Origin of the sequence: Phyllobacterium sp. (assembly GCF_037994425.1) — a bacterium.
In the GTDB taxonomy this organism is placed as follows: Bacteria; Pseudomonadota; Alphaproteobacteria; order Rhizobiales; family Rhizobiaceae; genus Phyllobacterium.
This window is the reverse complement of record NZ_JBBNAM010000105.1, coordinates 41,608-59,376: the sequence shown is the minus strand read 5'-3', so window position 1 is coordinate 59,376 and position 17,769 is coordinate 41,608. Positions and strand designations below refer to the sequence as shown.

At 58.2% G+C, this 17,769-nt stretch carries 18 protein-coding genes and 1 pseudogene; 9 read left to right on the top strand and 10 right to left on the bottom strand.

What is annotated here, in order from left to right; genetic code table 11:
• On the bottom strand, positions 1–194 hold a 194-nt coding region (locus AAAB35_RS07585; protein ID WP_340667605.1), incomplete at its 3' end, for a nucleoside-diphosphate kinase.
• Positions 195–291: 97 nt separating this feature from the next.
• Positions 292–985 (bottom strand): annotated as a pseudogene (locus AAAB35_RS07580) (glutathione S-transferase family protein).
• A gap of 66 nt (positions 986–1,051) precedes the next feature.
• Between AAAB35_RS07580 and AAAB35_RS07575 the strand changes: the two are divergent.
• A complete protein-coding gene (locus tag AAAB35_RS07575) occupies positions 1,052–1,564 on the top strand; it encodes a DinB family protein (protein WP_340667604.1) in 513 nt (170 codons plus the stop codon).
• Between the two features lie 80 nt (positions 1,565–1,644).
• A complete protein-coding gene (locus AAAB35_RS07570) occupies positions 1,645–3,549 on the top strand; it encodes an ABC-F family ATP-binding cassette domain-containing protein (protein WP_340667603.1) in 1,905 nt (634 codons plus the stop codon).
• Positions 3,550–3,561: 12 nt separating this feature from the next.
• Here AAAB35_RS07570 and AAAB35_RS07565 read toward each other — a convergent pair whose 3' ends face one another.
• Both AAAB35_RS07565 and AAAB35_RS07560 read right to left on the bottom strand, forming a co-directional pair.
• On the bottom strand, positions 3,562–4,206 hold the full coding sequence (locus AAAB35_RS07565; RefSeq protein WP_340667602.1) for a GNAT family N-acetyltransferase: 645 nt from the start codon (positions 4,204–4,206) through the stop codon (positions 3,562–3,564).
• A 28-nt stretch (positions 4,207–4,234) separates the two neighbouring features.
• Complete coding sequence (locus AAAB35_RS07560; protein WP_340667601.1) at positions 4,235–4,825, bottom strand: hypothetical protein; 591 nt, start codon at positions 4,823–4,825, stop codon at positions 4,235–4,237.
• Positions 4,826–4,894: 69 nt separating this feature from the next.
• On the opposite strand from AAAB35_RS07560, the gene AAAB35_RS07555 reads away from it, so the two are divergent.
• Positions 4,895–5,554 (top strand): metalloregulator ArsR/SmtB family transcription factor, encoded by a 660-nt coding sequence (locus AAAB35_RS07555; protein ID WP_340667600.1) that lies wholly within the window; start codon positions 4,895–4,897, stop codon positions 5,552–5,554.
• Here the strand turns inward: AAAB35_RS07555 and AAAB35_RS07550 are convergent.
• Genes AAAB35_RS07550 through AAAB35_RS07530 form a run of 5 tightly spaced genes read right to left on the bottom strand, consistent with a single transcriptional unit; the run spans position 5,533 to position 9,261 of the window.
• On the bottom strand, positions 5,533–6,072 hold the full coding sequence (locus AAAB35_RS07550) for a GNAT family N-acetyltransferase (protein WP_340667599.1): 540 nt from the start codon (positions 6,070–6,072) through the stop codon (positions 5,533–5,535). The genes AAAB35_RS07555 and AAAB35_RS07550 overlap by 22 nt on opposite strands.
• Positions 6,072–6,659: a hypothetical protein gene (locus AAAB35_RS07545; protein WP_340667598.1), complete on the bottom strand. Its 588-nt coding sequence runs from the start codon at positions 6,657–6,659 to the stop codon at positions 6,072–6,074. The genes AAAB35_RS07550 and AAAB35_RS07545 overlap by 1 nt, the downstream gene beginning before the upstream one ends.
• Before the next feature lie 10 nt (positions 6,660–6,669).
• Positions 6,670–7,119 (bottom strand): DNA polymerase III subunit chi, encoded by a 450-nt coding sequence (locus AAAB35_RS07540; RefSeq protein WP_340667597.1) that lies wholly within the window; start codon positions 7,117–7,119, stop codon positions 6,670–6,672.
• 13 nt (positions 7,120–7,132) lie between these two features.
• Positions 7,133–7,759, bottom strand: coding sequence for a glutathione S-transferase family protein (locus tag AAAB35_RS07535; protein ID WP_340667596.1), 627 nt, complete (start codon positions 7,757–7,759; stop codon positions 7,133–7,135).
• A gap of 5 nt (positions 7,760–7,764) precedes the next feature.
• Positions 7,765–9,261 (bottom strand): leucyl aminopeptidase, encoded by a 1,497-nt coding sequence (locus tag AAAB35_RS07530; protein ID WP_340667595.1) that lies wholly within the window; start codon positions 9,259–9,261, stop codon positions 7,765–7,767.
• 210 nt (positions 9,262–9,471) lie between these two features.
• On the opposite strand from AAAB35_RS07530, the gene AAAB35_RS07525 reads away from it, so the two are divergent.
• The 6 genes from AAAB35_RS07525 to rsmA all read left to right on the top strand — a co-directional run bounded on the left by AAAB35_RS07525 (position 9,472) and on the right by rsmA (position 17,144).
• Positions 9,472–10,755 (top strand): LptF/LptG family permease, encoded by a 1,284-nt coding sequence (locus AAAB35_RS07525; RefSeq protein WP_340667594.1) that lies wholly within the window; start codon positions 9,472–9,474, stop codon positions 10,753–10,755.
• Complete coding sequence (gene lptG / locus AAAB35_RS07520) at positions 10,752–11,840, top strand: LPS export ABC transporter permease LptG (protein WP_340667593.1); 1,089 nt, start codon at positions 10,752–10,754, stop codon at positions 11,838–11,840. The genes AAAB35_RS07525 and lptG overlap by 4 nt, the downstream gene beginning before the upstream one ends.
• A 1-nt stretch (position 11,841) precedes the next feature.
• Positions 11,842–14,202 carry an LPS-assembly protein LptD gene (locus tag AAAB35_RS07515; RefSeq protein WP_340667592.1) on the top strand — a complete coding sequence of 787 codons (2,361 nt, stop codon included), beginning with the start codon at positions 11,842–11,844 and terminating at the stop codon, positions 14,200–14,202.
• 129 nt (positions 14,203–14,331) lie between these two features.
• Positions 14,332–15,285: a peptidylprolyl isomerase gene (locus AAAB35_RS07510; RefSeq protein WP_340667591.1), complete on the top strand. Its 954-nt coding sequence runs from the start codon at positions 14,332–14,334 to the stop codon at positions 15,283–15,285.
• Positions 15,286–15,300: 15 nt separating this feature from the next.
• A complete protein-coding gene (gene pdxA / locus AAAB35_RS07505) occupies positions 15,301–16,326 on the top strand; it encodes a 4-hydroxythreonine-4-phosphate dehydrogenase PdxA (RefSeq protein WP_340667590.1) in 1,026 nt (341 codons plus the stop codon).
• Positions 16,323–17,144 (top strand): 16S rRNA (adenine(1518)-N(6)/adenine(1519)-N(6))-dimethyltransferase RsmA, encoded by an 822-nt coding sequence (gene rsmA / locus AAAB35_RS07500; protein WP_340667589.1) that lies wholly within the window; start codon positions 16,323–16,325, stop codon positions 17,142–17,144. Before pdxA ends, rsmA begins: the two co-directional genes overlap by 4 nt.
• Before the next feature lie 6 nt (positions 17,145–17,150).
• Here the strand turns inward: rsmA and gmk are convergent, their stop codons facing one another.
• Positions 17,151–17,762: a guanylate kinase gene (gene gmk, locus AAAB35_RS07495; protein ID WP_340667613.1), complete on the bottom strand. Its 612-nt coding sequence runs from the start codon at positions 17,760–17,762 to the stop codon at positions 17,151–17,153.
• Between the last annotated feature and the right edge of the window lie 7 nt (positions 17,763–17,769).

Below are 17,769 nucleotides of genomic sequence, written 5' to 3'. Positions count from 1 at the left end.
TCGACGAGTTCACCGAAGAACGGGCGTTCCTTGTGAACTGCATAGAAGCCTTCTGCCTCGCGGCGGCTCATCCATACGCGCTTGGAAGCAACAATGCGAAGGCCAGCCTCTTCAAACTTCTGGGTAATGGCACCGGTGAGATTGCGACGGGTCGCGTCGGGCTTGATCATCGAGAAAGTGCGTTCAATCGCCATGGGAATAAAACCTTGTCATGAGGGAAATTGGTGGCGACCCTATAGCCGCAGGCAGGTCTTTTGCCAAGGGCTTGCTCGATATAAAGGGGACGAGGCCTCAGGCGGCCGCCGCGATTTCGTGGACAATCCCGCCATGAACGTCAAGGCATCGCTCGAACCAGTCAAGGACCGGATCGCCCTCATCGAGCAATTTGAAGGGTGTCAGCACCCTTACCCATTGGAACGCGCCGAAAACGATGTAATCGCTGAACAGCGGCTCATCTCCGCCGATGTACGGCTGCGAGTGAAACATCTTGCGCATGGGTTCGAGGCTTCGGATGAAACCGTCACGCTTGGCATCGCGGTCAGCAGCGACCTCCTCGAGCTTGCGGCCAAATATCCTCTCGCGGCTTTCACGGAAATAGGCCCGGTTCGCAGCGTCAAGCATATCATGCACCGGCATTAGGATAACGATATTGACATAGGGATGGATCGTCATCTGTGACCAGCCTTCGACGAAGCGGGCCATTGCGCGGCCGCCCTCGCCCTTGAAAAGCGACGGACGTTCCGGATGCTTGTCTTCAAGGTAAAGGGCAATCGAAAATAAATCTGCAACAACCTTTTCGCCGTCGCGGATTATCGGCACCTTTGGCCGAGTAGCCATTCTCGAGGTGCGGAATGTCACGGAAGGATATGGTATTCCGGTCGAAAGACAGACCCTTGTGCGCGAGTGACATCACCGTTTTCCAGCAATGCGGGCTGAAGGGTCGCGTTTTGTCGCCACCAACGAGTTCGTGCAGAATAATACCCATGGCAAGACGCCTTCCTTCGGATAATATGTCAGCAAGACTGACTCTTAACGGCGGAAAGTCAACGTAATGGAACAGCATTTTCGCATGTTCGCGGCCTACAACAGGTGGGCAAACGAGCGGCTCTACGCCATAGCCGCCGAGCTTGATGACGAGGAGTATCGCCGCGATATGCGCGCCTTCTTCGGATCAATGCACGGCACCCTCAATCATCTGCTCACTACCGATCGGATCTGGCTTTTCAGGTTTACCGGCGAAGGCGAAGCGCCAAAGGCTTTAGATGCGATACTCTTCAATCGACTGGACGATCTTAGAGCCGCGCGCGAAAAAGAGGATGCCCGCCTCATCGACTGGGTCAACAGGCTCGATGCCGCCGCTATTGCCGGGCGCTTCACCTATACGACAGTGAGCGACATGCGGACGATCAGCCAACGGCTTGCCCCCGCCTTGGCGCATTTGTTCAACCACCAGACGCATCACCGCGGCCAAGCCCATGCCATTTTGACCGCGCTCGGCAAGTCGGCGCCATCATTCGATCTGATCCAGTTTCAGCGGACAGAAGAGGGCCGTCCCTATTCCTGACGCCATTTTCCGGCCCTTTCGGAGCGATCTCCGATAGGACCGGCTTGCGAAAATGGCATTTCCCGTGCAAAAGCGCAGCCATGCTTATTCTCGACAATATATCCGTGCGCATGGCCGGCCGCCTGCTGATCGATCACGCCAGCCTCAATCTGCCTTCCGGCACCAAGGCCGGACTGGTCGGACGCAATGGCGCCGGCAAGTCGACGCTTTTCAAGGTCATCACCGGCGAACTCCACGCCGAGACGGGCGATTTCTCCTTGCCGAAGAATGTTCGCATCGGCCAAGTGGCGCAGGAAGCGCCGGGCACCGAGGATTCGCTCATCGAGATCGTGCTTGCCGCCGATACGGAGCGCAGCGCGCTCATGGCGGAAGCCGAGACGGCAACGGACCCGCACCGCATCGCAGATATCCATATCCGGCTCGCCGACATCGACGCGCATTCGGCGGAGGCGCGCGCCGGGGCGATCCTTTCCGGTCTCGGCTTTGATGCGGAAGCGCAAAAGCGGCCTGCCTCGTCCTTCTCAGGAGGCTGGCGTATGCGGGTGGCGCTTGCGTCGGTCCTCTTCGCTGAACCCGATCTCCTTCTTCTCGACGAGCCGACCAACTATCTCGACCTCGAGGGCACGCTCTGGCTGGAAGATTATGTCCGGCGCTATCCGCATACCGTTATCCTCATCAGCCACGACCGCGACCTTTTGAACTCATCGGTCAATGCGATCATTCACCTCGACCAGACCAAGCTGACGCTCTGGCAGGGCAATTATGACCAGTTCGAGCGACTGCGCAGCGAAGCACTCGAACTGCAACAAAAGCAGCGCACCAAGCAGGAGGCGCAGCGCAAGCACATGGAGGCCTTTGTCGAGCGCTTCCGCGCCAAAGCATCGAAGGCAAAGCAGGCGCAGTCGCGTCTGAAAGCATTGCAGAAGCTCAAGCCAATCGCCGCCGTCATCGAGGACCATGTACGTCCCTTCCATTTTCCCGAGCCGGAAAAGGTCGTGGCATCTCCGATCATCGCCATCGAACATGGCGAAGTCGGCTATACGCCGGGCAAGCCCGTATTGCGTCATCTCAATCTGCGCATCGACGCGGATGACCGCATTGCCCTCCTCGGATCGAACGGCAACGGCAAGTCGACATTGGCAAAGCTCATCGGCGGGCGCCTTCCCTTGCAAAACGGCCGCATGACCGTTGCACCCAATCTCAAGATTTCCTTCTTCGCCCAGCATCAGCTCGACGATCTTGTGCCTGAGGACAATGCGATCGAGCACGTGCGCAAATTGATGCCGGACGCGCCTGAAGCGAAAGTCCGGGCCCGTGTCGCGCAGATGGGGCTTGCGACGGTCAAGATGAACACGGCGGCCAAGGATCTCTCGGGCGGCGAGAAGGCGCGCCTGCTGATGGGGCTCGCGACTTTCCACGGCCCGAACCTGCTCATCCTCGACGAGCCAACCAACCATCTCGACATCGATAGTCGCGAAGCGCTCATGTATGCGCTCAACGATTTCGATGGTGCGGTGATCCTGATTGCCCACGACCGTCATCTGATCGAGGCGACAATGGACCGCCTCTGGCTCGTTCGCGACGGCGGTGTGGCGCCCTATGATGGCGATCTCGACGCCTATCGCTCACTGGTCCTTGCTGATGCGAAGGCCGAACGCGCGGGCAACGGCAAGATCGTTGCGGACGAGGGGCAGAAGCTCACCAAGGCCGAGCAACGCAAACTCGCGGCACAGCGACGCGAAGCGCTCAAGCCCTTGCAGAAGAAAATTCAGGAGGCCGAGGCTCAGGTCCAGCGCTTCCAGAAGAAAATCGACACGCTGCAAGCGCAACTGGCCGACCCGGTGATCTATTCGCGCGAACCCGCCAAGGCGACGCAGATCGGCAAGGAAATCGGCTATGCCAAGACCTCGCTCGCCAGGGCTGAAGAGGAATGGCTGGCGCTCTCCAGTGATTACGAAGACGCCATGGCGGAACTGGCGCAGTAGTCGCGCGAGCGCCTACGTCACCGGCGGGATGAGCGCCGTCGTATAGAGGGAGTGCAGCTTCCAGCCCAATGTTTCATAGAGCGCCCGGCCATCCGGCGTCGCGACGAGGGCTGCATGGCGAAAACCATTCTCGTGCGAGAGCGTTTCCAACTGCTTCATGATTGCACGCCCTAGCCCGCGTCGGCGGTGATTGTCATGCGTGCGTATGCGATCGTAGACTGCAAGCTCGCCGGGAAACGCAATGCGTCCGGTTGCAGCTACCTCGCCGGCGGAATCCAGAATGTTGAGAAGCGTCACGCCAGCGTCGAGTTCCTGGCTGGAGAAGCTGTACCCATCGGCCAAGCCTGCACTGCCACCGGACATTTCTCCGGAAAGCAGCATCATGTATCCCGGGGCTTCAATCCGCCAATGCGCCGGCAGATGCGGTCGAACCAATTCGGGGGGCGCGCAAACCTTCAAGAATACGAATGGCTCGGATATCGTCTCGGCCTGTTGGCGGACCTGATCGGAATAGGCGGCAAAGACGTGCCGCCGCTTCTGGTCGGGCAAGCCGACCTCAATGCGGTAACCGCCATTTTCGAAAACCGGCGCCGCCACTTGCCGTGTCAGCGCCCATCCCTTCACCCAGGTCCCGACAATCGCGGGATCGGCTTTCAAATCATTCTCATCGCTTGTCATCCGCAATCTATAGCGGCTTGTGCATTTCAGTCGCCAGCAGATTTTTTCTACGCAGCGGCAGAGCAAACCCCGCAATCATCGCACCAAGTCCAATGATCGCCGAAACCGAGAATATCATGATCGTCGCGTCGCGCAGGGCGTCGGGCGTCGCCGCCTCTGGATAGCCCGATGCATTGGCGACAAGACCGGCCACGGCCGCGCCAATCGCATAACCTGCCGATTGCAGGGTCGGGAGCAGCGCGGAAGCGCGATCGCGCTCGCCGCTTCGGGCAGCTTCCATGACATTCTGGCTGAGAAAGCCCCAGCTCACGCCAAAGCCGGTGCCGATGCTCATCTGGCCCAGCATCACGACGAGCGGAACATCAAGCGAGAAACCGACAACGATCACGGAGAGCCCGGCAACAAGCAGCGCTGGTCCAAGTCGAATCATGAAGGCACGGCGGGTGGGACTCTGGATATTTGCGATGAGGATCGCGCAAGTGCTCCAGGCAATGGCGAAGGTCGCATTAAAGGCGCCTGCTTTCGTCGGACCGTAGGACCAGAGATCCTGAAGCGTCATCACCAGGTAAACCGAAGTCGATGCTTGCGCCACCGGCATCAGGAGCACGACCCAAAGGCCAATACCAACCGTCGAGTTCAGGGCAATATATGTTGGTAAGGTACACCCATGCAGGATCGCACGACAAACCGCATGCTCTATTCGCTCAAAGTGGCTGGGCCGCAGACCGCCGCCGCATTGGCGAACCGCCTGGATGTCACGGCCGTAGCTGTCCGTCAAATGCTGGGACGGTTGCAAGATGATGGCTTCGTCGCGTTCGAGGATAGCCGCGAGAGCGTTGGCCGGCCCAAGCGCTTCTGGCATTTGACCGATACCGGCAATGCGCAATTTCCCGACAACCATGCCGGCCTCACCACTGATCTACTGACGTCGGTTTCGGCAGTATTTGGCGAGACCGGCCTCGACCGGCTGATCTCACATCGCGAGCAAGCGACGCTGAGCCAGTATCGCACCGCCCTCGATCCGATCTCGTCCATCGAAGAGAAGGTTGAACTGCTGGCCTTGATCCGCTCAGCGGAGGGCTATATGGCCGAATCCCGCCGAGAGTCGAACGGCGACATGATCCTCGTTGAGAACCACTGCCCGATCTGTGTCGCCGCCAATGCCTGCCAGAAACTATGCAGGTCTGAGCTTGAGGTATTCCAGGCGGCGCTTGGTCCTGACGCAACGATCGAACGATATGAACACATACTGAAGGGCGCCCGGCGTTGCGCCTATCGGATCAGGCCCAGGGCGAATGATGAGGCTCAACTGGCAATGAAACTATAGAGCATGGGGCTCATATACGTGTTTCCAGTTCGCCAGTAATCCCGCAAAGGGCCACCCTCGCATTCGAATCCGAGCCGTGTCACCAGCCTGATCGACGGTGCATTGTCCGGATGGATGATGGCCACAAATCGCCGTATTTTGAGATTGTCGACGCAATGGGTCATCAGTCCCTGCACCGCTTCACGCATCAACCCGCGCCCATGCCATTGTGCATTGAGAATATAACCGATCTCAAGACGGTGGTTCCGCGCCTCGCGGTGGTGATAATTGACCATGCCGATGCACTCATCGGTTTTGGAATCAGCCACCGCCCAGGCAAGCGAATCGTAGGGCGACGTCGTCTTGGAAAGGATGCGAACCCAGCGCCGCGTTTCATCCATGTTTTCGCAGGCGACGAAATCCCAGTAGCGCATTAGCCGCTCATTGCCGAGGCAGGCGTGGAGACCGCGGTCGTCGCGGGGCTCGAACTGACGCAAGCGCAGTCGCTTCGTGACGATTGTCGGAAACGATGGGTCCATTATCGGCCCCACTTCGGTTGTGGCGGCACCTTTTCATCGGTTTTACGGCCTCGCGAGCGAATGAGGCCGAAAATGCCAATGGCGATCAAGGCGACGCCACCGGACACAATGCGCCAATCGATGGCCCGTGCCCCGCGGCGGAGGATCAGGTCGACCCCCGCGACCTCAAGCCCGTCATAGTCGCCGGGCCCGATCGTGAACGTGTAGTTGCCGGGCTCTATCGGGTCGATATCGCCGATGCTTTCCCGATAGACCTGCGGCCCCTGCGGCGAGCCCTTGTTGGCGACCCTCGCGTTCAGATAATCCAAAGTGTTGACGACAACGTCCTTGCCTTCCCGGGTCACGACTGCCGTAAGCGCAGTTCGTCCCTGTGTTGGCACGAAGTTTCGTAATGGCTGCATGTCGACAAAGGCTCGGACCGGTGCGTCCTTGGAGTCGAGTCTGACTGTGATCGGCTTGTAAGGGCCTGGCCGATCGTAAACACGCCACGACCCTATTTCCTCACCGGAGAAATTGGTCGTTGCCCAAGGATAAGCCACTCCGAGCACAATGCCGGCCAACAAAATTAGGAGCAGGATCAATCGCATCGAAACGCGCTCACGCTTTCTTCTCCCACCGTCCCTCGGCATTTTGCTGCCAGTAGGTCAGCGTATGCCCCTCGGCCTTCAAGGCCTTCCACTGTGCCCTCGCCTGCTCGAGCTGCTGCTGGTCGTGGCCATCGAACATGAGCACCAGCCGGTCGTATTTCTCGACATTGCGTGGCGTTGCACCGTCAACGAGAAATCGCACCGTTGCACCGTTCGGATTACCATCGCCGGTCGTCAGAATGATCGGCTGCTCCTCCGGATACGGCTCCTGATCGGTGGCATGTGCCAGAAAGGACGCCTCGGACCACGTCCATAAATGGTTGTCCAGGCTGTCGCGACGCTCCTCCGACCCCGTCTGGATCACCACCTTCCATTGACGGGCGAGCGACCGCTCGATCAGGCCGGGAAGCGCGTTTTCGAGCGTCGATTCCGTCAGGTGGTAGAACAGGATTTCAGTCATTGGATCTCGGTGATCAGAATTTCGTATGTTTCGAACGGGTGAGCGCCATGACCGGCAACGTTCGAACACTATTCCACCATTCACGCAAGCGCGGCTGTTCGTCAATGAGCTTCGACCCGGCAGGTACACTATCGGTCGCGGCAAGCACGCTCGCGAGATAGAACGTCGCCAAGGTAAAGTCAGTAAACCCGGCACCAGGCGATGCGCTGACGAAGCCCGCCACAACACGGAGCACATGGCGCCCTTCATCAATGCTTTCACGCGAAGGTTGCTGGCCCTCGCGCCACCACAGCGGGACATAAATGCCCCAGACAAGCGGCCGATAGGCGTAATTATCGACGATACGCATCAGCTGGCGCATGCGCGCCGCCGTTTCCGCATCTGCGGGCGTCAAGCTCGCCGATCTTACCGTCGCGTCGATATAGTGGACGATAGCGTCCGTCTCATAGAGCCGTACGCCATCGACATCTATTGCCGGGATGCGCTTGAATGGGTGCCGAAGATCATAGTCCTCCGGCAGTGCGTCCCCTTCGAACGGATCGGCTTCGACAAGCGTGAACTCGACCTCCTTCGCATGCAGGACGAGCCGCACGATCCGGGTGTAAACGCTTTCATCCAAACCGTAGAGTGTGACCTCCACCGGACTTACCCCTCGAAATTGTCCCTGACCAGACGGTCGAGAAGCCGGACGCCGAAGCCTGAGGCCCAGGACTGGCTATATTCTGTCGTCGGCGAACCCATGGCGGTACCGGCAACGTCGAGGTGAGCCCACGGCGTATCGCCGACAAAGCGCTGCAAAAATTGCGCGGCAATGATCGCACCGCCATGACGCCCGCCAATGTTCTTCATGTCGGCGTTCTTGGTGTCGATCAGCTTGTCGTATTCGTCACCAAGCGGCATCCGCCAAAGTTTCTCGCCCGTTGCCTCGCCCGCATCGAAAAGCTGTGCGGCCAGGGTATCGTCATTCGAAAACAGTCCGGCACGATAGGTACCAAGCGCCACCATTATAGCGCCGGTCAGTGTTGCGAGGTTGATCATGAACTTCGGGCTGAACCGGTCGTTGCAATAGTAAAGGGCATCGGCAAGCACCAGTCGCCCTTCCGCATCGGTGTTCAGCACCTCGATCGTCTGGCCGGACATCGAGGTTACAATATCGCCCGGACGCTGCGCGTCGCCGTTCACCATGTTTTCGACAAGGCCGATGATGCCAACGGCATTGACCTTGGCCTTGCGCGACGCGAGGGCATGCATGAGACCGGTCACTGCGGCAGCGCCGCCCATATCGCCCTTCATTTCATCCATGCCGGCGGCCGGCTTGATGGAGATACCGCCGGAATCGAAAGTCACGCCCTTGCCGACGAAGGCGATCGGCTTCTCCTTCCCCTTGCCGCCATGCCACTCCATGATCGCAAGGCGCGCCGGCCGAACAGAGCCCTGCGCCACGCCGAGAAGCGAGCCCATGCCGAGCTTCTTCATATCCTTCTCGCTAAGAATTTCGACCTTCACGTCGAGCTTCTTCAACTCCTCGACCCGCTCGGCAAACTCCACGGGTCCAAGAATGTTGGCCGGTTCGTTCACGAGGTCACGGGCTAGAGTTACGCCGACGGCAACGGCGTCAGCGTCCGAGAAGGCCTTTTTCGCGGCTTGGGGATCGGAAACATGGATGGTGATGTTTGCCGCTGACTTGCTCTCTTTCGCCTCGTCGTCGCCCTTGCCCTTCTTGGTCTTGTACTTGTCGAACGCATAGGAGCGCAGGACCATGCCAAGGGCAAATTCTGCGGCGTTCTCGGCTGAAATGTCTGTGCCCTGCAGGGCGAGGATCACCGAGACATCCTTTGCCTTACCCAGTTTCGAGAATGCCGCGCCCCCGATCTTCAGCCAGTCATCGGCCTTGAGCTTGGCTGGATCCCCTACTCCGACGAGGACGAGACTTTCAAGTTCGCCCGCAGGCGCAACCGTTGATAGCGTCGCCGCGAGTTTTCCCTTGAAATCCGAGACATTGATGATACGCGATAGCAGTGCCGGCCCGACGACAGATTCGGCCTCTGCAGCGGCTTTGCCCTCTGCGGCAACAAGCAAGATCGCAGTGCCCTTTTCGACGGCTGCATATTTTGCGAAACTGATGGATGGGCGTTTGGACATGGTATCTCCAGATCGAACAAAAATGTGATTATTCTATTCACCAGAGCTGGTGAAAGAAGGGGTGGTTGCAAAGAGCGTTGACTAACACCTTGTTAACCAGCTTTCTTCGCCTATTTTTAGCCAAGCCTGACTAGAGTGAACATATGTCGGGTTTGTTGAACATGTAACGGGTTCGTCCCATAGTGCGGCAAAAATAATGCCATGTAGCCCATGGCATGGATTGAACAGCCGGTTGTTTGCGGCCGGTCGGTCGAACAAGGTGGCGGAACTCTTTGTGCGAAACATGACATGCGCCTGATTGAGATATATATCTTGCGACGGATCGTCGTCATGTTTTTTTCCGTTCTGCTCTCGGCGGTCGGTATTACATGGATCGTTCAGGTTCTTAACCGCATCAACTTCCTGACCACCAGCGGGCAAAGTTTCCTCTACATCCTGAAATTCAGTTCAAACCTTCTCCCCGCGGCTTTTCCGATCGTGATGCCCTTCGCTCTTGTAATCGCCGTAGCGCAGACGCTTTCGACCATGAATCAGGATTCGGAACTTGTCGTCATCAACGCTGCGGGTGCGCCACGTTCAGCCGTCATCCGTCCTGTGCTGCTCTTTGCCGTGGTCATTTCAGCCGCATCTTTCTTGATCAACAATTTCATCGTCCCCTACTCATCGATGAATATGCGGCAAATGGTGGCCGAGGCACGCACCGACGTCATCAACCTCGTCGTGCAACAGGGGACCTTCAAGGAAATCGACAAGGACCTTTACCTCCAAATCGAAAACCGCGATGCGAATGGCGCGATCAAGGGTCTCTTCGTTTCAGACTCCCGCGATAAAACAACCGACCTTATCTATTACGCCAAGGACGGCCTGGTATTCGATACGGGCGAGCAGAACCTGTTGATCATGAAGGATGGTGAGATCGATCGCCGTGATGTCCAGACGGGCAACGTCTCGATCATCAAGTTCAATACCTATGCGCTCGATCTTGCGGCAATGCTGCCGGCGGACGACGATAACGTCACGCTTTTCCCGAAGGACCGGCCACTGACCTATCTCCTGAGTCCCGATCCCAATGACAAGTATTTTCAGCAGCACCCGCTGCGCTATCAGTCCGAGCTTAACAAACGCCTGACAGACTGGATGTATCCGATTGTTTTTGCCTTGATTTCGCTCGCCGCCGCTGCGGATTCGCGTTCGCACCGCGAAGCCAGGGTTTCGGCATCGTTTACCGCGATCACACTGAGTCTCATCGCCTTCTGGCTTGGATATTCGGCCGGACTAAGTAGCGACAAGAATGCCTCGGTGCTGCCCTTGCTGTTCGCCTTCCCGATTGGCGCGGCAATTTTGGCGACCTATGCCCTCGCCACCAATCGCCAGATCGGCGTGCCGGTAAAATGGAGTAACTGGGTTCGCGATTTCTTTGCAGCCCCCCAGTCTGCCTTTGCCGGTGCCGGGGCCAAGTTTTTCCGTCGCGGGCGTGGAGGGCGTAGCTCATGATCGGCTGGACACTCGGGCGCTACTTCTTCCTGCGCTATGTGCAGATCACGATGTACTTCCTGCTTGGCAGCTTTGCGCTCGCCTTGATCCTCGACTTTACCGAGCTGTCCGGCAAGCTGTCGTCCCTGCCAGACTATTCGGCGATTCAGGCCTTTGGCCTTTCAGCGATGCGTGTTCCCTACATCATGCAGCAGGTGTTTCCCTTCCTTGCACTGTTTGCCGCGATGGCAACGCTGATTTCGCTGAACCGAAAATATGAGCTGGTCGTGGCGCGCTCCGTGGGAGTCTCCGCCTGGCAGTTTCTCCTGCCCGCCTGTACCGGGGCGCTTCTGTTTGGCCTTGTGGCAATTCTGGTCGTCAATCCCTTGGCCGCATGGGGCTTCGACCGGAGCGAGCAAATCACGGCGAATTGGCGCGCTGGAAAAGCCAATGACGTGTCGGCCGATCGGGTACCCTGGCTGCGGCAGAAAACAGAGGACGGGGAGACCATCATCGGGGCGAAATCGGTCGTCAATCGTGGGTTGCGTCTCGTCGACGCGACGTTCATCCGCCTCGACAAGAATCAGGACATTCTGGAGCGTCTCGACGCCAAGGTCGCCGACCTCGAAGATGGCTATTGGAAACTCAGCAACGTCACCAAATTCGTCCTTGGCTCGACGCCTGTCTCACAGGATGAGGTTCGAATCCCGACGCATCTTCGCCCTGAATTCGTTGAAGAAAGCCTCGCGAGACCCGAGACGATTCCTTTTTTTGAGCTGCGTAACAAAATTGCCGCAGCTCGTTCATTTGGCTATCCAGCCAACGCTTTTGACATGCATTTCCAGTCTTTGCTGGCTTTGCCGGCTCTGCTGATGGCGATGACTTTGATCGCTGCAACCGTTTCGTTGAAATTTGTTCGATTTGGACAATCGGGGACGATGATTCTGGGTGGCGTCCTTGCGGGCTTCGTGCTTTATGTCGTCACTGTTGTGGTCAAGGCATTCGGGAACGCTGGATTCGTCCCGCCTTTCGTTGCCGCATGGACACCTGTGCTGATTGCGACATTTTTTGGGGTCTCCTTTTTATTGCACAAGGAGGATGGTTAGAGTGGGATTGAATGTAACGCGCTCGGTATTGCCGACGTGGTTCGCACGGCTTGCGTGCGGAACAGCGGTATTATGCCTTGCGGGCGGGATTTCGCTCCCAGCCTATGCCCAGATGGGCGGCGCCGATGCGCTAACCGGTAATGTCCAGACGAATCCGAATGCGCAATTGCTGCTGGAATCGGATGAGCTCGTCTATGACATCAATGCCAAGACGATCTCCGCCGTCGGCGGCGTGCAGATCGACTATGACGGCAACAGGCTCGTCGCGCGCCAGGTTACCTACGACGAGAAGACCGGGCGCCTCAAAGCCATGGGCAAGGTCGAACTCGTCGAGAAGGACGGCAATCGCATCTATGCTGAAAATCTCGACATCACCGACGATTTCCGCGAAGGCTTCGTCAATACCCTGCGCGTGGAAGCCGCGGACAATACCCGCTTTGCTGCGGAAAGCGCCGAACGTATCGGCGGCGAACTGACCACCTTCAACAACGGTGTCTATACGGCGTGCGAGCCCTGCCGCGCCAAGCCGGACCGACCGCCGCTCTGGCAGGTTCGCGCCCAAAAAATCGTCTGGAACGGCAAGAAGAAGACCATTCGCTTCGAGCGCGGACGCTTCGAGATGTTCGGCATGCCGTTGGCGTACCTTCCGTCATTTGAGATTGCCGACCCGACGGTGAAGCGCAAGAGCGGCTTCCTCATGCCGAGCTATCAGCATGAGAGCGAGCTCGGTTCCGGAATCACCGTTCCATACTTCTGGGCCTTGGCGCCCAATTACGATCTGACGACGACGGGCACGTACTATACCAAACAGGGGTTCCTCGGCGACGTCGAATGGCGGCACAGGCTGGCCAACGGCGCCTACACCATCAGGCTCGCTGGTATCAGCCAGCAGGATCCGGGCACTTTCTCCGACAGTGAGCCGGAAGATCAGAAAACGAACCGTGGCATGATCGGTTCTACTGGCGCGTTCCAGATCAATCCGCGCTGGTCCTATGGCTGGAACGCCATGGCCCAATCCGACAAGTCCTTTGCCTATCGCTACGGGATTGAAGGGTATTCGGCCTATAACATCACCGATCAGATTTACCTGACCGGTCTCAACGACCGCAACTATTTCGACGCACGGCTGTATCGCTTCCATGTGCAGGAAAGTATTCCGGATGAGAATCCAGACGGGACGCCGAACGGTTCTTCGCAGCCGAAGCAGCCCTATGTCCTGCCGGTCGTCGATTACGCTTACTACCTGCCGCAATCCGTAGCAGGGGGTGAGCTCAGTTTCGACGTGAACTTGCAAAATTTGCATCGCAATGAGGAAGACGGGACGACACCCATCGGCCTGACCCGTGCCGGCTACCTTTCCGGCATTGAGGGAAATGACGGCCGTATCACCGGTGAAGCCGAATGGAAACGCGCATTCATCGCCGACAATGGCTTGGTCATTACACCAATTCTCGCGCTCCGCGCCGATGGAATGTATGTCGACTCCGACTCAATCGGCGTGACCAGGTCCGAGGCCTTTCGCGGAATGGCGACGGCTGGCATGGAGACCAAATGGCCGATCCTGTTCTCAAGCACGAGTTCCACGCATATTCTCGAGCCCACCGCGCAGCTCTTCGTGCGCAATGATGAGCCCTACAATGGCGAGATGCCGAACGAAGATGCCCAGAGCTTTGTTTTCGATGCATCGAGTCTCTTCGACCGTGACAAATACTCCGGCTATGACCGGATCGAGGGTGGCACGCGCGCCAACCTTGGTGTGCGTTATTCCGGGACCTTTAATAATGGCTGGTCACTCAACGGCATCGCCGGGCAGTCCTTTCAGCTTGGTGGCCTGAACTCCTTTGCCGGACCCGATTTCGTCAATGCCGGCGCTGAGTCAGGCCTTCAATCGGCGCGCTCGGATTATGTTGCAATGATCGGCGCCAATCGCGGCGGCTTCACGCTTACGACCGGTGGCCGGTTCGACAAGGAGACGTTTGAAGTTCGTCGCGCCGAAGTTGCCAGCACCGAAACCGGCAAGTATGGCGCGCTCTTCGTGAAATACGCATTCATCGACGCGCAGCCGACCTATGGCTTCGAGGACGATCGCCACGAGGCAACAGTCGGCGGATCGTTGAAGATGACACAGAACTGGCGTCTTTTGGGCGCCGGCACCTATGACATCTTCCATGAAGCGCTCGTCAAGCGCACGGCCGCCCTCGCCTACGACGATGAATGTTTCACCTATGTGATGTATTATCAGCAGGAGCAGCCCATCACATCGACGGGCGACAAGGGCGACGAGACCACCAAGTTCGGCTTCAATATCTCGTTCCGGACGCTGTGGGAATTTGGCAAGCCGGTTGATATCGGCGGCATCTGATCGCTCGCATGACTGGCTGACGTGCGGCTAGTCATGCTTTTGCCTTAGTAGAGCGACAATAGAGTGACACGAGAACCAATAAGACTACCATCCATTCGGCAAGAATGGCCTATGATCGGATATAGTGGAATGATGGCGAGGAAACATATTCTTGTAGCAGCTATTGCTACCGCTTTGAGCTCTGCTCTCTTGGGCGGCATAACGTTGCCGGCTGCTGCGAGCGAAGTCAAAGTTATCGTCAACGGCATCCCGATCACCGATTACGATATTTCCAAGCGCGCAGCGTTTTTGAAACTGCAGAAGAGGAAGGGCAACCTCAATCAGGAAGCACGGGATGACCTTACGACGGAAGCGCTCAAGCGGCAGGAATTGAAACGGCTCAATCTTCTCGTTTCCGACGGCGAAGTAAACGACGCCTATGCGCGTTTTGCTACCAACAACAAAATGTCGATCGATCAGCTCAATACGATTCTCGACAAGGCCGGTGTTACGCCCACCCACTTCAAGGAATTTATCCGCATTCAGATGAGCTGGGGCCGTGCGCTTTCCACTCGAAATCGTTCCCAGGGCGGTGTGCGCGTATCCGAGCAGGATGCGGTCCAGCGCATGCTCAAGGACGGCGGCAAGAAGCCGGTTTCGACGGAATACCAGTTGCAACAGGTGATTTTCGTGGTTCCTGCCAACAATCGCGGCATCATTGCCAAGCGACGCGGCGAAGCAAATGCCTTGCGTGCCCGCTTCAACGGCTGCAACACGACGCGCGATATAGCCAAGGGTACGCTCGACGTGACCGTGCGTGATCTCGGCAAGTTCGTCGAGCAGGAATTGCCGCCGGAATGGTCGAAGCAAGTCATCGCGACCCCCGTCGGCCAAGCGACGACGACGCTCGATACGGATAAGGGCGTTGAATTTCTCGGCGTTTGCTCCTCGCGGCAGGTGTCTGACGACCGCGTCGCTCGTATGGTGTTTTCGCAAGAGGCTGCGGAGGCATCCGGTGACGGCAAGAAGGATGCCACGGCCGAAGCAGTCGACAAGAAATACATCGAGGAATTGCGCAGCAAGGCGAAAATCGTCAACGAATGATCGGATTGCACGCGCATGAATGCCGCACTCGCCGTTAGTTCCGGTGATCCGTCGGGCATTGGACCCGATATTTCCATTGCAGCGTGGCTCTTGCGTGAACAGATGCACGTTCCCGCATTCTTCCTCCTTGCCGATCCAGATCTCATTCGCGCGCGAGCCGAGAGGTTGGGAGTTGACCTTGTGCTGGAGCTCGCGACCCCGAAAACGGCTGCGAAAACCTTCGAACGGGCGCTGCCGGTCGTGCCGCTCAGGAACCAGCAGATTGACAAGCCCGGCGTACCCCTTGTTGCAAATGCAGCGGCGACGATTGAGGCCATCGAGCGCGCCGTGGGCCTGACGCTTGCCGACGACGCCCATGCGGTCGTCACTTGCCCAATTGCCAAGAAACCGCTCTACGAAGCTGGATTCAAGTATCCCGGACACACCGAATTTCTTGCTCATCTCGCCAGTCAACATCTCGGCCATCCGGTAACCCCGGTCATGATGCTGGCGGGACCCGAACTGCGCGCGGTTCCGGTCACCATCCACATTGCACTGAGCAAGGTCGCGTCGCTGCTCGATACGGCCACGATCCTTAACGTTTGCCGCATTACTGCTCGCGCGTTAAAAAGCCAGTTCGGAATTACAAATCCCCGGCTGGCAATTGCCGGGCTCAACCCCCATGCGGGCGAAGGTGGCAGCATGGGCGTGGAGGACGAGACGATCGTCCGTCCAGCGGTCGAAACACTGCGCAGCGAAGGGATCGACGCGCGAGGGCCACTTCCCGCCGATACCATGTTCCATGCCGCGGCCCGAGCCACCTATGATGCTGCCATTTGCATGTATCACGATCAGGCGCTGATCCCTGTCAAGACGCTGGGTTTCGATGACAGCGTGAATGTTACACTTGGCTTACCTTTTGTCCGCACATCACCGGACCACGGCACGGCCTTCGACATAGCCGGCACGGGAAAGGCCAAACCTGACAGCCTGATCGCTGCATTGCGGCTGGCCGGCGAGCTTCACTCCAGGCGCCTACAACAGAAGCGCCCGGCCGCATGAGCATAGACAGCCTCCCCCCACTGCGGGATGTCATTGAACGCCATGGCCTCATGGCGAAGAAATCGCTCGGCCAAAACTTCCTGCTCGATCTCAATCTGACTGCCAAGATTGCGCGCCAGGCCGGCGATCTGGCCGGGCGGACTGTCATCGAGGTCGGCCCAGGTCCTGGGGGACTCACGCGCGCGCTGCTTGCGCAAGGCGCCAATGTCGTCGCAATCGAACGCGACGAGCGCTGCCTGGCCGCCCTTGCGGAAATAGGCGACCACTATCCCGGCGCGTTGAGGGTGATACCCGGTGATGCGCTGGAGGTCGATTTCAGAGAACTGGCGAATGGCCGCGAGGTAAAGATCGTTGCTAACCTTCCCTACAATGTCGGCACGCAGTTGCTGGTCGGCTGGCTGCTCAGCGAGCCCTGGCCACCCTTTTATGCGTCGCTGACCCTGATGTTCCAACGCGAGGTGGCCGAGCGGATCGTGGCGCGACCGGGCTCCGACGCTTACGGACGCCTCGGCGTTCTAGCCGGGTGGCGAACCGAAGCGAAAATCACGTTCGACGTCCCCCCGCAGGCGTTCACTCCGCCGCCCAAGGTGACATCATCGGTCGTTCACCTCGTCCCGCGACAGTCACCATTTGCCTGCGATGCGGCAACACTCGGCCGTGTTACGCAGGCAGCATTCGGACAGCGCCGCAAGATGCTGCGACAGAGCATCAAGCCGCTTGGCGGCGAGGCACTGCTTCAGAAAGTGGGAATCGATCCGACACGCCGCGCGGAAACCCTCTCGATCGAAGAATTCGTTGCGCTGGCAAATGTCGTTTGAGCGAGGCTAAAGCTTTTCTTCGAGCAGGCCGCTCACGAAGTCGAAGAGGCCCGGGCAACGGTCCCGCCGCAGCCGTTCCGCAATGACAATCGACTGAACTTGATGAAATGCCTCGTCGAGGTCCTCGTTGACGACGACATAGTCGTAGGAACGCCAGCGTTCGATCTCGTTGCGCGCATTGCGCAGGCGCATTTCGATGACATCTTCCGTATCCTCGGCGCGACGGTGCAGACGCTGCTTCAAATGGGCCATGGACGGTGGAAGGATGAAGATGCTCACGACGTCACCCTTCATCTTTTCCTGCAGTTGCAAGGCGCCCTGCCAGTCGATGTCGAAGAGCATGTCTTGACCATCCGCCAGGGCATTTTCGGCCGCTTCCCGCGGCGTCCCGTAAAAATTGCCGTGAACTTCCGCCCATTCGATCAGCGCGTCACTGTCGCGCAAGCGTTCGAATTCACGCACCGAGATGAAGTGGTAATGCACTCCGTCGATCTCGCTGGCGCGGCGCGGCCGCGTGGTCACGCTGATCGAGAGTGAGAGTTTCAGTCCTGCATCATTGAGCAACAACCGGGCGAGCGTTGATTTTCCCGCACCCGAAGGAGACGACAGGACCAGCATGAGACCG

Bases quoted from the DNA above. Each gene is read 5' to 3' on its own strand.
- AAAB35_RS07575 (WP_340667604.1), top strand. From the start codon at position 1,052: ATGGAACAGCATTTTCGCATGTTCGCGGCCTACAACAGGTGGGCAAAC.
- AAAB35_RS07570 (WP_340667603.1), top strand. From the start codon at position 1,645: ATGCTTATTCTCGACAATATATCCGTGCGCATGGCCGGCCGCCTGCTG.
- AAAB35_RS07560 (WP_340667601.1), bottom strand. From the start codon at position 4,825: ATGCCGGTGGCGCAAGCATCGACTTCGGTTTACCTGGTGATGACGCTT.
- AAAB35_RS07555 (WP_340667600.1), top strand. From the start codon at position 4,895: ATGCAGGATCGCACGACAAACCGCATGCTCTATTCGCTCAAAGTGGCT.
- AAAB35_RS07550 (WP_340667599.1), bottom strand. From the start codon at position 6,072: ATGGACCCATCGTTTCCGACAATCGTCACGAAGCGACTGCGCTTGCGT.
- AAAB35_RS07545 (WP_340667598.1), bottom strand. From the start codon at position 6,659: ATGCGATTGATCCTGCTCCTAATTTTGTTGGCCGGCATTGTGCTCGGA.
- AAAB35_RS07540 (WP_340667597.1), bottom strand. From the start codon at position 7,119: ATGACTGAAATCCTGTTCTACCACCTGACGGAATCGACGCTCGAAAAC.
- AAAB35_RS07530 (WP_340667595.1), bottom strand. From the start codon at position 9,261: ATGTCCAAACGCCCATCCATCAGTTTCGCAAAATATGCAGCCGTCGAA.
- AAAB35_RS07525 (WP_340667594.1), top strand. From the start codon at position 9,472: ATGGCATGGATTGAACAGCCGGTTGTTTGCGGCCGGTCGGTCGAACAA.
- lptG (WP_340667593.1), top strand. From the start codon at position 10,752: ATGATCGGCTGGACACTCGGGCGCTACTTCTTCCTGCGCTATGTGCAG.
- AAAB35_RS07510 (WP_340667591.1), top strand. From the start codon at position 14,332: ATGATGGCGAGGAAACATATTCTTGTAGCAGCTATTGCTACCGCTTTG.
- pdxA (WP_340667590.1), top strand. From the start codon at position 15,301: ATGAATGCCGCACTCGCCGTTAGTTCCGGTGATCCGTCGGGCATTGGA.
- rsmA (WP_340667589.1), top strand. From the start codon at position 16,323: ATGAGCATAGACAGCCTCCCCCCACTGCGGGATGTCATTGAACGCCAT.
- gmk (WP_340667613.1), bottom strand. From the start codon at position 17,762: ATGCTGGTCCTGTCGTCTCCTTCGGGTGCGGGAAAATCAACGCTCGCC.